At 64.5% G+C, this 14,400-nt stretch carries 12 protein-coding genes; 3 read left to right on the forward strand and 9 right to left on the reverse strand.

What is annotated here, in order from left to right:
• Positions 1–59: 59 nt before the first annotated feature.
• Positions 60–2,093 carry a PhoX family protein gene (locus tag AB7A72_RS14770; RefSeq protein WP_369460411.1) on the forward strand — a complete coding sequence of 678 codons (2,034 nt, stop codon included), beginning with the start codon at positions 60–62 and terminating at the stop codon, positions 2,091–2,093.
• Positions 2,094–2,174: 81 nt separating this feature from the next.
• On the opposite strand, the gene AB7A72_RS14775 is transcribed toward AB7A72_RS14770, so the two are convergent.
• The 9 genes from AB7A72_RS14775 to AB7A72_RS14815 all read right to left on the reverse strand — a co-directional run bounded on the left by AB7A72_RS14775 (position 2,175) and on the right by AB7A72_RS14815 (position 10,512).
• Positions 2,175–3,173: a Bug family tripartite tricarboxylate transporter substrate binding protein gene (locus AB7A72_RS14775; protein WP_369460412.1), complete on the reverse strand. Its 999-nt coding sequence runs from the start codon at positions 3,171–3,173 to the stop codon at positions 2,175–2,177.
• 98 nt (positions 3,174–3,271) lie between these two features.
• Positions 3,272–4,606 carry a short-chain fatty acid transporter gene (locus AB7A72_RS14780; protein ID WP_312833756.1) on the reverse strand — a complete coding sequence of 445 codons (1,335 nt, stop codon included), beginning with the start codon at positions 4,604–4,606 and terminating at the stop codon, positions 3,272–3,274.
• Positions 4,607–4,674: 68 nt separating this feature from the next.
• A complete protein-coding gene (locus AB7A72_RS14785; RefSeq protein WP_239810738.1) occupies positions 4,675–5,424 on the reverse strand; it encodes an SDR family oxidoreductase in 750 nt (249 codons plus the stop codon).
• A 20-nt stretch (positions 5,425–5,444) separates the two neighbouring features.
• A complete protein-coding gene (locus AB7A72_RS14790) occupies positions 5,445–5,741 on the reverse strand; it encodes a YciI family protein (RefSeq protein WP_230770513.1) in 297 nt (98 codons plus the stop codon).
• Between the two features lie 75 nt (positions 5,742–5,816).
• Positions 5,817–6,875, reverse strand: coding sequence for a cyclase family protein (locus AB7A72_RS14795; RefSeq protein WP_369460413.1), 1,059 nt, complete (start codon positions 6,873–6,875; stop codon positions 5,817–5,819).
• Between the two features lie 81 nt (positions 6,876–6,956).
• Complete coding sequence (gene pcaD / locus AB7A72_RS14800; protein ID WP_369460414.1) at positions 6,957–7,754, reverse strand: 3-oxoadipate enol-lactonase; 798 nt, start codon at positions 7,752–7,754, stop codon at positions 6,957–6,959.
• Positions 7,755–7,912: 158 nt separating this feature from the next.
• Positions 7,913–9,115: a 3-oxoadipyl-CoA thiolase gene (gene pcaF, locus AB7A72_RS14805; RefSeq protein ID WP_369460415.1), complete on the reverse strand. Its 1,203-nt coding sequence runs from the start codon at positions 9,113–9,115 to the stop codon at positions 7,913–7,915.
• Positions 9,116–9,152: 37 nt separating this feature from the next.
• On the reverse strand, positions 9,153–9,794 hold the full coding sequence (locus AB7A72_RS14810; protein WP_239810742.1) for a 3-oxoacid CoA-transferase subunit B: 642 nt from the start codon (positions 9,792–9,794) through the stop codon (positions 9,153–9,155).
• Between the two features lie 16 nt (positions 9,795–9,810).
• The gene (locus tag AB7A72_RS14815) at positions 9,811–10,512 is read right to left on the reverse strand and encodes a 3-oxoacid CoA-transferase subunit A (RefSeq protein WP_021026103.1); all 702 of its coding nucleotides are present in this window, start codon (positions 10,510–10,512) and stop codon (positions 9,811–9,813) included.
• A 469-nt stretch (positions 10,513–10,981) separates the two neighbouring features.
• Between AB7A72_RS14815 and AB7A72_RS14820 the strand changes: the two genes are divergently transcribed.
• Both AB7A72_RS14820 and AB7A72_RS14825 read left to right on the forward strand, forming a co-directional pair.
• The gene (locus tag AB7A72_RS14820; RefSeq protein WP_239810744.1) at positions 10,982–11,803 is read left to right on the forward strand and encodes an IclR family transcriptional regulator domain-containing protein; all 822 of its coding nucleotides are present in this window, start codon (positions 10,982–10,984) and stop codon (positions 11,801–11,803) included.
• A gap of 389 nt (positions 11,804–12,192) precedes the next feature.
• Positions 12,193–14,295 carry a TonB-dependent receptor gene (locus tag AB7A72_RS14825; protein ID WP_369460416.1) on the forward strand — a complete coding sequence of 701 codons (2,103 nt, stop codon included), beginning with the start codon at positions 12,193–12,195 and terminating at the stop codon, positions 14,293–14,295.
• Positions 14,296–14,400 lie beyond the last annotated feature (105 nt).

Consider the following 14,400-nt stretch of genomic DNA (forward strand, 5'->3'; position numbering starts at 1 on the left):
TCCGCTTCCTAGACTGGGCCCTTTCCAACGGTGGTCCCACAATCAGGAGAGTCGAAGCGATGAGCAAATCCATTTCCGACAAAGTCGTCCGCAACACGGACGGCAACACACCATTCAGCACCATCCTGGAGACGCATATGTCGCGTCGCCTGGTGATGCGCGGCAGCCTGGGCTCGGCGCTGGCGCTGTTTGCCGGGGCCAGCATCTCCGCCTGCGGGGGCGGCAGCGATGGCGATGACGACCAGGCCGTCAAGCTGGGTTTTGCGTCGCTGCCCAACTCGATGACGGATGCCTGCGTGGTGCCCGCCGGCTATGTGGCCTCGGTCATCGGAGCCTGGGGCACGCCGCTCAACGACCAGGCAGCGCCCTGGAGCAATGAAGGCCGCAACAGCTCGCAGGACCTGTTGCACTCCACCGGCATGCACCATGACGGCATGCATTACTTCCCGCTCGCCGGCAGTTCCAGCGAAGGCCTGCTGGTGGTCAATCACGAATACATCGACGAGAAGGCCTTGCATCCGAACGGCCCCACCTCGGTGGACGGCAAGCGCCCGGCAGAAGAGGTGCGCAAAGAGGTCAATGCCCATGGCGTGGCCGTCATGCATGTGCGCAAGCAGGGCAGCCAGTGGGAGATCATCAAGAACTCGCGCTACAACCGCCGCTTCACCTCGGCCACGCCGATGAACCTGTCGGGCCCTGTGGCGGGCACGGACTGGGTCAAGACGCCGTTCTCCACGGCCGGCACCCAGGTGCGCGGCACCAACAACAACTGCGGCAACGGCACCACCCCTTGGGGCACCTACATCACTGCCGAAGAAAACTGGGCCGCCTGCTTTGTCAACACCGGTGAGGTGACTGCCGCCCAAAAGCGTGTCGGCGTGCAGACCAAGGCCGGCCGCTACCAGTGGGAGACGGCTGCGGGCGATGCGACCGAGCAGCAAGGCGAATTTGCCCGCTTCAACATCACCGCCAGCGGCGCCGATGGCCTGCAGGACTGGCGCAACGAGGTCAACGGTTTTGGCTACCTGGTCGAGATCGATCCGTATGACCCCGGCAGCACGGCCACCAAGCGCACGGCGATGGGCCGGTTTGCGCACGAAGGCGCGGCCTACGGCATCCCGGTGGCGGGCAAGCCGCTGGCCTTCTACAGCGGCGATGATTCGCGCTTTGAGTACATCTACCGCTTTGTGTCCGAAGCGCTGTGGGACCCCAAGGATGCTGCGCGCAGCGACCGCATTGCCGTGGGACACAAGTACCTGGACAAGGGCACCCTGTACGTCGCGCGCTTCGATGCCGACGGCAAGGGCGAGTGGCTGGCGCTGACCCCCACCACCAAGGGCAAGGACGGCCGCAGCCTCGGTGAGGCCTTTGGCACCATCGATGCCATCCTGATCAATACGCGCGGTGCGGCAGATTTCGTGGGCGCCACGCCGATGGACCGCCCCGAGTGGACCGCCGTGCACCCCAGCAATGGCGATGTCTACCTGACCTTGACCAACAACACCAGCCGCAATGCCGAACGCGGCACCAACCCCGCCAACCCGCGCCTGAACAATGTCAACGGCCACATCGTGCGCTGGCACGATGACGCCGGTGCCCACACCTTCCGCTGGGACATCTTTGTCTTTGGCTCGGATGCCGCCTCCAACGCCGACACCAACCGCTCGGGCCTCACCGAGCTCAACCAGCTGGCCAGCCCCGATGGCATTGCGTTTGATGACCGTGGCATTCTGTGGATCCAGACCGACAACGGCATCGACGGTGGCCGCAACAACGCCGTCGCCAAGGCCACGAACGACCAGATGCTGGCCGTCGTGCCCGGTGCGCTGAAGGATGCCAAGGGCACGGGCCCGGTCATCAACGCCGCCAACCAGGCCGAGCTGCGCCGCTTCTTTGTCGGCCCGAACGAGGCCGAGATCACCGGCTTCGCCTATACCCCGGACCACACCAGCATCTTCCTCAACATCCAGCACCCGGTGAACTGGCCTGCCTATGGCACGGCCGACGCCACCCGCGCGCCCGATGGCAAGGTGCGCCCACGCTCGTCGACGGTGGTGATCCAGAAAGCGGACGGCGGCCCGATCGGCGTCTGATCCTCTAGCTGCGCTGCATAGAAAAAGCCGCCGGTCCTGGACTGCCAGGATCGGCGGCTTTGCTCTGTGCGCTTGGACGGATTAGCCTGCGGTCGCGCCCGAGGTCTTCACCACTTGCTTCCACTTCTCGTTTTCAGCGGCGATGAACTTGCCAAACTCCGCTTGGGACTCGGTCACCACTTCGCCGCCCTGGTCGCCGATCTTTTTGATCACGTCAGGCTTTTGCAACACCTTGATGATCGCAGCATGCAACTTGGCCTGCACATCGGCGGGCGTCTTCGTGGGGGCGAACAGGCCAAACCAGGAGGTGGCCTCGTAGCCGGGCACGCCTGCTTCGGCAACGGTTGGCACATCGGGCAGCTCGGGCGAGCGCTTGGCGGTGGTCACCGCCAGCGGGCGCAGCTTGCCCGAGCGCACATGCTGGATCGCAGAGGGCATGTTGTCGAACATGATCGCAATCTGGTTGCCCAGCAGGTCGGTCACGGCCGGTGCGCTGCCCTTGTAGGGGATGTGGATCATGTCGACCTTGGCCATCATCTTGAACAGCTCACCCGACAGGTGGATGGAGCTGCCGCTGCCCGAGGAGCCAAAGTTCACCTGGCCGGGATGGGCCTGGGCGTAGCTGATCAGTTCCTTGACGTTCTTGAAAGGCTGCGCCGGGTTGGCCACCAGCAGGTTGGGCACATTGGCCACGCGGGTCAGCGGTGCAAAGTCCTTGTTGGGGCTGAAGGGCATCTTCTTGTAGAGCCATTCATTGATCGCGTGGGTGCCCACGGTGCCCATGAAGATGGTGTAGCCGTCGGCCGGCGCACGTGCGGCGAACTGGCCGCCGATATTGCCACCAGCACCGGCGCGGTTGTCGATGATCACCGGCTGGCCCAGCTCCTCGCCCAGCGACTGGCCGACGATGCGGGCCAGGATGTCGGTGGTGCCACCAGCCACGAAGGGCACGACCATCGTGATGGGCTTGTTCGGGAAGGCCTCTGCCGCAAAAGCGGCAGGCACCAGGGCGGCGCCCAGGCTGGCAGCGGCGATGGCTTGCAGCACGGTGCGGCGGGCGTTGAAACGGGTGGTGTTCATGGGTATCTCCAAAGCAAAGTGAAAAAGGCTGCCACTTGTTTTGTCAGTGCTTGTTGGGTCTCGCGTGACAGCCGGAGGAAGGGAAGGTCTGGCCCGGTTTATGGCCAGAGCAGGGAGGAGCCGATGTAGATGGCCCCCACAACGAACATCGAGACCACGGTGTAGCCCATGATGTCCTTGAGCTTGAGCTTGGACAGCGCCAGCGCAGGCAGGATCCAGAAAGGCTGCACCAGGTCGTTCCAGCCATTGCCCAGCATCACCGACATGGCGGTGTGGGCCTGCGATGCGCCCAGGGTCTTGGCCGCTTCGATCATGAACGGGCCTTGCAGCACCCAGTGGCCGCCGCCCGAAGGCGCAAAGAAGTTGATGAAGAAGGAGCTCACCAGGCCCCACAGCGGCAAGGTATAGGCGGTCGAGAAGCTGACGAACACATGGGCGATCGATTCGACCAGGCCCGAGGCATGCATGATGGCCATGATGCCGGCGTAGAACGGGAACTGCAGAATGATGCCGCCAATGGTCTTGACGCCTTCATTGACCTTTTCCACATACTTCATCGGCGTGCCCAGCAGCAAGATGCCCAGGAACAGGATGAAGAAGTTGATCATGTTCAGATCGAGGCTGCCGTTCTGCATGAAGTGCATGGCCACAAAAGCCATTCCGGTCAGGCCGATCAGCCAGCTCAGGATGCGGCTGTTGTTCAGGCGGCCGGCAAAGGTCTTTTCGTCGCCCAGCAGGTTCGCGGCCGATGGGCCCTTGGACTCTTCGTTGCTGGCCAGTTCGGCACTGATCTCGGTGACTTTTTCACCGGCTTTCGGATGCATCGCCGCATTGATCAGCGGCAGCACGATCAGCACGGCCAGCGCGGTCAGCAGGATGTGGGGCGAGAAAATGGTTTCGCTCAGCGGGATGATGCCCATCTGCTTTTCAAAGCTGTGGCCCTTGGTGGAGATCAGCACCGGAATGGTGGCCGACAGACCCAGGCTGTACATCGTGAAGCCGGTGTAGGCCGAGGCGATGATCAGCGGGTAGTGCACGCCCTTGACGCGCAGCGCCAGCTTCTTGGCCATGATGCCGCCGATCACCAGACCAAAACCCCAGTTCAGGTAGCTGCCCACGCAGCCCACGACGGTGGCCATGATGATGGCGCCACGCGGCGTGTGCACCATACCGGCAATGCGGTTGAGGAAGCGGTCCACCACCGGTGCGGCCGCCAGCACATAGCCCATCACCAGAATCACCGCCATCTGGGTGGTGAAGGCCAGCAGGCTCCAAAAGCCCTTGCCCCAGTCCTGCACCACCAGGTTGATGGGCCGGCTCTCCACAGCAAAGGCCAGCACCATGGTGAGCAAGGTGAGCAGGATCGCGAACACAAAGGGGTCGGGCAGATACTTGCGCATCAGCTCGGTGAAAAAAGCGGTGATTTTTGACATCGATGTCTCTTGTTATCAATGGAAGGAGCAAAGCGGGGCCTGCAACCGACAGGCCCACGAAAAAAGGGCTAGACCGGTGCCACGCCCACGGTCATGCCGCCACAGACATAGAGCGCCTGGCCGGTGACAAAACCGCTGCGCTCGTCGAGCATGTAGGCCACGGCATGGGCCACGTCGTCGGGCGTGCCCACGCGCTTGACGGGCACGGACTGGATGATCTTTTGCGTGCGCTCGGCGCCCGGTGGGTTGGCCTTGTCGAACAGCTCGGTGCGGATGGGGCCGGGGCCGATTGCATTGGCGGTGATGCCCCATTGGCCCAGCTCCAGCGCCCAGACACGGGTCATGCCGATCAGCCCTGCCTTGGTGGCGGCGTAAGCCGTGCGCAAGTCCTTGCCCAGCGCCGCGCGCGAGGACATGTTGACGATGCGGCCAAATTGCGCCGCTTGCATGCCGGGCAGCAAGGCCTGCATGCACTGGAACGCGCAGCGCAGGTTCAGCGATACGGCGAGGTCGAACTCGGCCAGCGTCTGGCTGGCAGCGTCGTTGGGCACCACGATGCCGACGTTGTTCACCAGGCGGGTGATGGGACCGCCAGCGAGCGCTTCGTTCAGCGCGCGGGCCGTGTCTTCGGCACTGCTGAGGTCGGCCTGGATCGCGACAAAACCGGCGGGCACCTGGTCGATCTGGCGGTCGATGATGACCGGGTCATAGCCATCGGCATGGCAGCGCAGCGCAGCGGCTGCACCAATGCCGGCGCCGCCGCCGGTGATGAGCACGCGGGGGCGTGCAGAGGTCGATGGAGTCGATGGAGTGGACATAGCGGTTTCCAAGAAAGGCGTCACAGGCAGCACTGGCCGGCGACATAGGCCTTGCGCCAGCGCGTGATGCGCACCTGGGCAAACAGATCGGCCTGGTAGAAGGGATCGGATTCGATAAAGGCCTGGGCCGCCTCGCGCGTGTCCAGGTCCACCACATAGAGGCCACCGCCCATGTCGCTGCCGTCGTCCTGCAGCTTGGCGCCGCAGGCCAGCAGCAGCTCCGCGTTGCGCGCCAGAAAGTCCAGGTGCGCCGGGCGGTGGGCTTGGCGTACGGCCTGGTGTTCGGGCTTGTCGAAAGTCTCAATGATGTAGGGCATGGTGGCTCCGGGGTAGGTTGCGGCAGGCCAGGCTAGCGCTGCTGCCGCCGTAAAGCATTTCTCTGAAGGCCGGTCTCAGACCGTGGCAATCGGGGTCACCGGCGAGGCAATGGCGCCGGGCAGGTTCAGCGGTGGGGCGGTCAGCAGAAAGCGGCTGCGCCCATGGGCACGCAGCCACTGCGCCAGCGGTGTCAGATGCCACAGCTCGCCCAGGTGCAGGCCCAGCTTGAACAGGCAGTGCTCATGCAGGGGCAGCGCCGCGCAGCAGTCAGCACCAGGCTGGGCTGGGTGCGCCTCGACGGCATAGTTGTCGGCCGCAATCACGGCGATCTGGCTGTCGCTGATCCACTGCAGCAGCTTCTCGTCGCGGCCATTGAGCACCGCGCAGCTGTTGTTCAGCACCACGGGGTCGGGGTTCTTCTGCATCGCCAGCACCGCCTGGGCAAAGCCGGTGTGCAGGCACAGCATGTCGCCGGGCTCGATCTCCAGCCGGTCGGCCTCGATCACGCGCATCCATTCGTCGTAGCCAATCAGGCTGCGGGCATCGCCGTAGTGCGCATGCAGGTCCATCATCACGCCCCGGCCTTGCACGCCGTTCTGGGCCATGCCCTCAATGCCCAAGGCCTTGGCGCAGCTGGTGCTGCCGCTGCTCTCGGCCGTGGGCATACCGGTGTCGCTGACCAGCAGCGGCCCCAGTACATCGCGGCCTGCGGCAAAACCGTTGTAGTAGAGCGGCTCGGGTACACCATCGCCATTGGCGTCGAACAGCTGGCCGGCATGGGCCAGGCCATCCCACTGGGTGGAGTACTGCAGCGACAGCACGGCCATGTCGTCGGACAGCACATCGGTGCGGCCGGGCTCCAGATCACCGAGCAGGCAGTTGAAGTTGACCAGGCCCTTGCGCTGCAAGGGGCGCAGCACGGGCGGCTTGCGGTTGGGGTTGAGGGCGCTGCCGCCGGGGTAGTCCAGCGGCAGGCTGAGCGAAAAGCGCAGGCCTTCCTGCACCTCGGCAACACCCTGGCGCACCTTGGCGGCCGTCAGCAGGTGGAGGCGGCCGAGTTGGTCATCGGGGCCGAAGTCGCCCCAGGTCGATCCTGCAGGGCGCTGCTTCCAGCGTGGATTGGCATCGGACATGCTTGTCTCCTTGGTTGAGGAAGGGCTGCAGCGGGCGGTTGTTGTTCTTGGTGCCCGTCTGCCTGGTTCAAGGCGGCTGCCTCAGTGTTTCTGCAAAAAGCTGCCCAGTGCCAGGTCAAAGGCCTGGGGCACTTCGAGGTTGGACAGGTGCGAGGCCGGCACCGTCGCCAGTTCCGAGCCGGCAATGGCGGCATGCATCGCTTCGGCATCGGCCACCGTGGTCACCGGGTCGGCGCTGCCGCCAATCAGCAAGGTGGGGGTCTGGATGCGGGCGATATCGGCGCGCAGGTCTTCCACGGCCAGGGCCTCGCAGCAGCTGGCATAGCCTTCGGGGGCAATGCCGGCAATCCAGGCCTGGGCGGTCTGCACCACCTGGGGCTGGCTGGTGATGAAGCCTTCAGTGAACCAGCGGCTGGGCGATGAATCGGCCAGGGTCTGCATGGCTGCTGCGCCATTGGCACGCACCAGGGCCGCGCGGTCGCGCCAGCCTGCTTCGGCACCAATCTTGGCGGCGCTGTTGGCCACGGTGATGCTGCGCATGCGTGCGCCGGCATGCACGCCCAGCCACAGTCCGGTGAGGCCGCCCATCGAGATGCCGCAGAAATGGGCCTGGTCGATGCCCAGGCTGTCCAGAATGGCCAGCACATCGCCGCCCAGTTGGGCGAACTGGTAGGGGCCAGGGCTCACGACGCTGGCGCCGTGGCCACGGGTGTCGTAGCGCAGCACGCGGTACTGGCTGCTGAAAGTGCGGGCCTGGGCGTCCCACATATCCAGGGTGGTGCCCAGCGAGTTGGAGAAAACCAGCACCGGCGCGCCCTCGGGGCCTTGCAGATCGATGTTGAACATGCCGGTCGCAGTGGTGATTTGTTGTGTTGCCATGGCGTTCTGTCCTTCAAAAAGTGCCCCTGCATCGCTGCGCGGGCAAGGCTGCGCCAAGGTGGCCGAGGCAGCAGCGCTGGTGTTTGGGGGGAGGGTGTCGGGGGATGCGGGGCAAGGCGCGGCCCTAGCAGGCCCGCGCTTGCCGCCGCAGTGGGGCGTCAGACTTTTTCGAGGATCACGGCAATGCCCTGGCCCACGCCGATGCACATGGTGCACAGCGCGTAGCGGCCGCCCAGTGCATGCAGCTGGTTGACGGCGGTGGTAGCGAGGCGTGCGCCCGATGCGCCCAGCGGGTGGCCCAGCGCAATCGCGCCGCCCCATTGGTTGACGCGCTGGTCATCGTCCGCAATGCCCAGGTCGCGCAGCACGGCCAGGCCTTGGGCGGCAAAGGCTTCGTTCAGCTCGATGACATCGATGTCGGCCAAGGTCAGGCCGGCCAGCGCCAGCACCTTGCGCACGGCAGGTGCCGGGCCAAAGCCCATGATGCGCGGTGCCACACCAGCGGTGGCCATGGCCACCACACGGGCGCGCGGGGTCAGGCCGTATTGCTGGGCGGCTTCTTCATTGGCCAGCAGCAGGGCGCAGGCGCCGTCGTTCACACCCGAGGCGTTGCCGGCCGTCACGGTACCGCCTTCGCGCACCACGCCCTTGAGCTTGGCCAGCGCTTCGATCGTGGTGGTGCGGGGGTGCTCGTCCTGGCTGATCACCAGAGCATCACCCTTTTTCTGCGGAATGGTCACGGCCACGATCTCGCGCGCCAGGTGGCCGGCAGCGATGGCCGCTGCAGCCTTTTGCTGCGACGCCAGGGCCATGCGGTCCTGGGCTTCGCGCTCGATCTTGAAGTCGTCGGCCACGTTCTCGGCCGTCTCGGGCATGGAGTCCACGCCGTACAGCGCCTTCATCTGCTTGTTGACAAAGCGCCAGCCAATGGTGGTGTCGTAGACGGCATTGTTGCGGCTGAAGGCGGATTCGGCCTTGGGCATCACAAAGGGTGCGCGGCTCATCGATTCCACACCACCGGCGATCATGAGGCGCGCTTCGCCCGACTTGATGGCACGGGCAGCCGAGCCCACGGCATCCAGACCCGAGCCGCAGAGGCGGTTGACCGTGGCGCCAGGCACCTCGATGGGCAGGCCCGCGAGCAGGCTGGACATGCGGGCCACATTGCGGTTGTCTTCGCCGGCCTGGTTGGCGCAGCCGTAGATCACATCGGTGACGGCCGTCCAGTCCACGCCGGGGTTGCGCTCCATCAGCGCCTTGATGGGCACGGCGCCCAGGTCATCGGTGCGCACACCGGCCAGCGCGCCGCCGTAGCGGCCAAAGGGGGTGCGCACGGCGTCGCAGATATAGGCATGGGTCATGTTGGTCTCCAGGGATGAATACAAATCGGCGCTGCGCTTACAGCAGGCGCAGGCCGATCATTTTTTCGAGTTCGGCCTTGTCCAGACCGTCAACGGTGTCGATGAGCTTGAGGCCCTGGTCGGTGACCTCGATGGTGGCCACATCGGTGTAGATGCGCTTGACGCAGCCAATGCCGGTCAGCGGATAGCTGCATTGCTTGACGATCTTGCTCTCGCCCTTCTTGGTCAGCAGGTCCATCATCACCCAGGTCTGCTTGGCGCCGATGGCCAGGTCCATCGCGCCGCCCACGGCGGGAATGGCACCGGCTTCACCGGTGCTCCAGTTGGCCAGGTCGCCGTTCTCTGCCACCTGGAATGCGCCGAGCACGCAGATGTCGAGGTGACCGCCGCGCATCATTGCAAAGCTGTCGGCATGGTGGAAGAAGCTGCCGCCTGCCAGCAAGGTGACGGGCTGCTTGCCGGCATTGGTGAGGTCATAGTCTTCCTCACCAGCGGCCGGCGCCGGGCCCATGCCCAGGATGCCGTTTTCCGACTGCAGGATCACTTCGCGGTCCTGGGGGATGTGGTTGGCCACGGCCGTCGGCTGGCCAATGCCCAGGTTCACGTAGGCGCCGTCATGGATGTCCTGCGCCACGCGGGCGGCCAGTTCGTCTTTCGTGCGTTTTTGGTAGCTGCTCATGGTCTTGTCTCCTGCTTCAGGCTGTTTTCTTGAAGCCACCGGCTTGCGTGGCAACGCGCTCGATCTTGATGACCTGGTTGACATAGATGCCAGGGGTGACCACGGCTTCGGGGTCGAGCTGGCCCAGCTCCACAATCTCATGCACGGTGGCCACGGTGTACTTCGCCGCGGTGGCCATCACCGGGCCAAAGTTGCGGGCCGATTTGCGGTAGGTGAGGTTGCCCCAGCGGTCGCCTTGCTCGGCCTTGATCAGCGCCACATCGCCATAAATGGGGTACTCCAGCACATAGTGCTTGCCATTGATCTCGCGCGTTTCCTTGCCGGCAGCCAGCTCGGTGCCGTAGGCTGTGGGGCAGAAGAAGGCGCCGATGCCGGCGCCGGCCGCGCGCATGCGCTCGGCCAGGTTGCCTTGCGGCACCACTTCGAGCTCGATCTTGCCGCTGCGGTAGAGCTCGTCAAACACATAGCTGTCGACCTGGCGCGGGAAGCTGCAAATGATCTTGCGCACGGCACCGGTCTTGAGCAGGGCCGCCAGGCCGGTGTCGCCATTGCCGGCGTTGTTGTTGACCACCGTGAGATCGCGCGCACCCTGTGCGATCAGGCCGTCAATCAGGGCCGCTGGAATGCCGGCGGTGCCAAAGCCGCCGATGAGCACGGTCGAGCCATCCTGGACGCGGCTGAGGGACTCGGCAATCGAGTCCGAAATCTTGTTGATCATCTTGTCTCCTGGTTCTGAACACGGGTCGCAACAGGCTGCTGATCCCGCTGCGGCATGGTCGCGCTGCGCTGGGGCAGTGCCTGTACCGCGTGCGACAAATGCAATGCCGAGGCTGCCTGCGCGGACCTGGGAATGCATTTGAGAGGATCGGCGGCCCTTAGGGAGTTTCTGCAAAACTCCCTGCCGTGGTCTGCACGCGGGCTCGGGCGATCTGCCGCGTTGTCTTTCTTGTCAATAGCTGGCTATTGACTGCAAAAGACGCCTTGCATCTCATCCCGATCCGCGTCCATCCCGCTTGGCGAGGGTTTTGCAGAACCTCCCAGAGGCTCTTGGTAAAAATGTTCGTATATAGAACATTAGTTCGCTAAAAGAATTATAGACTGCCGGATAATCCGCTACCCGATGTCCCTGCGATTTGCTTTTGTATTGCCAGGGATCCGCTCCACGCCAACGACCACGATTGCGGCCTATGAAAGAAGAAGACCCGACCCTCCGCCCCAGTGACAGCTATGTGCAGTCCTTCGCGCGCGGGCTGGAGGTCATCCGCAGCTTTGGCGCTGCCGCGCCGCGCCAGACCTTGACGGAAGTGGCCGAGGCCACCGGCATGACGCGTGCCGGCGCGCGTCGCATCCTGCTGACCTTGCAGACCCTGGGCTATGTGCGGGTGGAGGGCCGTTTGTTTGCGCTCACGCCGCGCATCCTGGATCTGGGCTTTGCCTATCTGTCGTCGATGCCGGTCTGGAACCTGGCCCAGCCGGTGATGGATGCACTGGTCGAGCAGACGCATGAGTCCTGCTCCATCGCCGTGCTCGATGGCCAGGATGTCGTCTACGTTTTGCGCGTGCACACGCACAAGATCATGAGCACCAACCTGGGCATGGGCTCGCGCCTGCCCAGTTTCTGGACTTCGCTGGGCCGGGTGCTGCTGGCCGAGCTTCCGCCCCAGGAGCTGCAGCCTTTGCTCGAGGGCCGTGACCGCACGATGTTCACCCGCTTCACCCTCCAGGACGATGCGCAGCTGCTGGCCGAGCTGGCCCAGGTGCGTGCACAGGGCTGGTGCCTGCTCAACCAGGAGCTCGAAGAGGGGCTCACCTCGGTCGCTGCCCCCATCCGCAATGCCAGCGGCCAGGTGGTGGCGGCCATGAATATCAGCGGCCAGGCGAACCGCACCACGCCCGAGATCATGCAGGGCGAGTTGCTGCCCCAGCTGTTGCAGGCGGCGGGGCGCGTTTCGGGCCTGTTGGGCTACCAGGCGGGCCGGGGCATTGGCGGCAAGCTGGCGCCACGTTAAGCCGCAGACGCGGCTCGGCATTTCCATTTCATGGCTTCCCTGGCGCCGCCGGGTGCCGGCTTGGGTACGTCCTGTTGCAGTCCGGGTAGCCCTCCCCTGAGGGCGGGATTCGATGGCTTTGCGCCGCGCCGTTCCAGGGTTTCGATCGCGCGCAGCCTGCCTGCGTACTGTGTTTCAGCCATTTCTTAAGAAAACCTGAAGAAGTCTTAAGAAACCGCCTGCTGTGGCTTTGTCGCCTCTGTGTATCCCATTCTTAAAGATATGTAAATGAGAACCATTTTCCTCTTTAAGATGTGCGAGCTTTTTCACGGTGGTAGCCAACCAGAGTGCGGATTTCCCATCCGGTATAGCCAGACCGAACACATACCAAGGCAATAAAAGGAACTGGAATGGCTTTCAAAACCCAACCTGTGGTGGCAGCAGTGGCGCTGCTGTGCGCGGGCTATGCAGCGGCGCAGCAAGCGCCGGCCGAGACGACCTTGCAGGAAGTGCGCGTGCAGGCAGATACCGCGGCGGACGTGGGCTATGCAGCGCCCACAGCCAAGAGCGCCACGAAGATTGAAGCGCCTTTGCGCGACATTCCGCAAACCGTCAACGTGGTGCCCCAGCAGCTGATGCGCGACCAGGCCGTGCAGTCGATGCAGGACGTGCTCAAGGCCGTTCCCGGCATTGGCCTGTCGCATGGCGATGGCCAGCGCGACCAGGTGACGATCCGGGGCTTCACGGCGATTGCGGACCAGTTCGTCGATGGCGTGCGCGATGACGCGCTGTATTTCCGCGACCTGTCCAATGTCGAGCAGGTCGAAGTGCTCAAGGGCCCGGCATCGGTGCTGTACGGCCGGGGGTCTTCGGGTGGTCTGATCAACCGCATCACCAAGAAGCCCGGCATCGACCGCAGCGAAGTGGGCCTGACCCTGGGCAGCTGGAACCAGCGCCGGGGCGAGTTTGACCTGGCGCGTGCGCCGCAGGACAGCATCGTCTCCTACCGCCTGACCGGCGCCATCGAGCGCGCCGACAGCTACCGCGACCAGCAGTTTCTGGACCGCAAGGCGCTGGCCGGCTCGGTGCAGTTCAAGTTCAGCGCGGACACGCAGCTGCTGCTGCAGGCCGACTACCTCCAGGACAGCCGCCTCACCGATTTTGGTATTCCCGCCTTCCAGGGCCGCCCGGTGAATGTGCCGCCCCGCACCTACTATGGCGCGGCCAATGCACGCGATACCGATGTGAGCACCTCGGAGGTGTACTCGGCCTCGGCTACGTTGAGCCACCGCTTCAACGACAGCCTGAGCCTGCGCAATGTGCTGCGCTACTACGACTACAGCCTGGACCGCAGCAACACCCTGGTCGGCGCGGTCAACGAGAAGGCGCAGACGGCGACCCTCAACCGTGGCCATCTGGAGCGCGACGAGCACGGCTTTTTCAACCAGCTGGAGCTGACGCAGAAGCTGGAGCTGGCGGGCATGCAGCACCAGCTGCTGTACGGGCTGGAGCTGGGCCGCCAGAACAAGGGCTTGCTGAGCATCAACCAGAGCAATGTGGGGACGGTGTCGCTGTTCAACCCGGTGCTGCCGGCCGTCTCGCCGGTGCTGACGGCTGCACCTTCGGCCAACAACGACAGCGTCTTCAGCGTGGCCAGCGCCTATGTGCAGGACATGGTCGCCCTGGCCCCCGAATGGAAGCTGCTGGCTGGCGTGCGCTATGACCGCTTCCGCCAGGAAACCGACAACTACACGCCAGGCAGCGTCAACCTGGGCCGCACCGATGTGGCATGGAGCCCGCGCGTCGGCATGGTCTACCAGCCCAGCAATGCGCTGTCATACTACGTGTCGCTCAGCAAGTCCTTCCAGCCCTCGGGCGAGACCTTTGCGCTGGCAGCCAACAATGCCCAGCTGGCGCCTGAGAAAACCACCAGCCGTGAGGTTGGTGTGAAGTGGGATCTGCTCGACGGCAAGGCCAGCGCCAATGCGGCGCTGTTCGAGATCGAACGCACCAACATCAAGAGCGTGGACCCCGTCAGCAACACTTTGGTGCCGCTGGGCGTGCAGCGCACCCGGGGCCTGGAGCTGAGCTTTGCCGGCGACCTGTCGCAGGGCTGGCAGATCTGGTCAGGCTATGCCTACCTGTTGAGCGAGATGACCTCGTCGCCCGCTGTCGATGCCGGCCAGCCCGTGGAAGGCAAGCGCGCCACCTTGACGCCCAAGCACAGTGCCAATGTATGGGTGACCAAGGCCCTGGGCCATGGCTTTGGCGCCGGGGGCGGCATCAGCTATGTCGGCGCGCGTTTTGCCAACCCTGGCAACACCGTCGTACTGCCGGGCTACGCCACCTTGGATGCCATGGCCTACTACCGCCTGAACCAGGTGGACCTGCAGCTCAAGCTCAACAACCTCCTGGACAAACGCTACATCGTGGCCGGGCACGGCTCCTCGCCCAACCTGAACCTGCCGGGCGCGCCGCGCTCGGTGCAGTTGGTGGCGCGCTACCGCTTCTAAGCTGCAAGGCGGGGATAGAGAAAGGCCATCTGCCCAGGGGCGGATGGCTTTGTGTTGTGAGTGGTGCTGTGGTAGCTTGGGGCAACCCCTGCGCGCAAGGTGGCC

It is taken from the genome of Comamonas sediminis (assembly GCF_041107495.1).
GTDB lineage: Bacteria > Pseudomonadota > Gammaproteobacteria > Burkholderiales > Burkholderiaceae_C > Comamonas > Comamonas sediminis.

Bases quoted from the DNA above. Each gene is read 5' to 3' on its own strand.
- AB7A72_RS14770 (WP_369460411.1), top strand. From the start codon at position 60: ATGAGCAAATCCATTTCCGACAAAGTCGTCCGCAACACGGACGGCAAC.
- AB7A72_RS14775 (WP_369460412.1), bottom strand. From the start codon at position 3,173: ATGAACACCACCCGTTTCAACGCCCGCCGCACCGTGCTGCAAGCCATC.
- AB7A72_RS14780 (WP_312833756.1), bottom strand. From the start codon at position 4,606: ATGTCAAAAATCACCGCTTTTTTCACCGAGCTGATGCGCAAGTATCTG.
- AB7A72_RS14785 (WP_239810738.1), bottom strand. From the start codon at position 5,424: ATGTCCACTCCATCGACTCCATCGACCTCTGCACGCCCCCGCGTGCTC.
- AB7A72_RS14790 (WP_230770513.1), bottom strand. From the start codon at position 5,741: ATGCCCTACATCATTGAGACTTTCGACAAGCCCGAACACCAGGCCGTA.
- AB7A72_RS14795 (WP_369460413.1), bottom strand. From the start codon at position 6,875: ATGTCCGATGCCAATCCACGCTGGAAGCAGCGCCCTGCAGGATCGACC.
- pcaD (WP_369460414.1), bottom strand. From the start codon at position 7,754: ATGGCAACACAACAAATCACCACTGCGACCGGCATGTTCAACATCGAT.
- pcaF (WP_369460415.1), bottom strand. From the start codon at position 9,115: ATGACCCATGCCTATATCTGCGACGCCGTGCGCACCCCCTTTGGCCGC.
- AB7A72_RS14810 (WP_239810742.1), bottom strand. From the start codon at position 9,794: ATGAGCAGCTACCAAAAACGCACGAAAGACGAACTGGCCGCCCGCGTG.
- AB7A72_RS14815 (WP_021026103.1), bottom strand. From the start codon at position 10,512: ATGATCAACAAGATTTCGGACTCGATTGCCGAGTCCCTCAGCCGCGTC.
- AB7A72_RS14820 (WP_239810744.1), top strand. From the start codon at position 10,982: ATGAAAGAAGAAGACCCGACCCTCCGCCCCAGTGACAGCTATGTGCAG.
- AB7A72_RS14825 (WP_369460416.1), top strand. From the start codon at position 12,193: ATGGCTTTCAAAACCCAACCTGTGGTGGCAGCAGTGGCGCTGCTGTGC.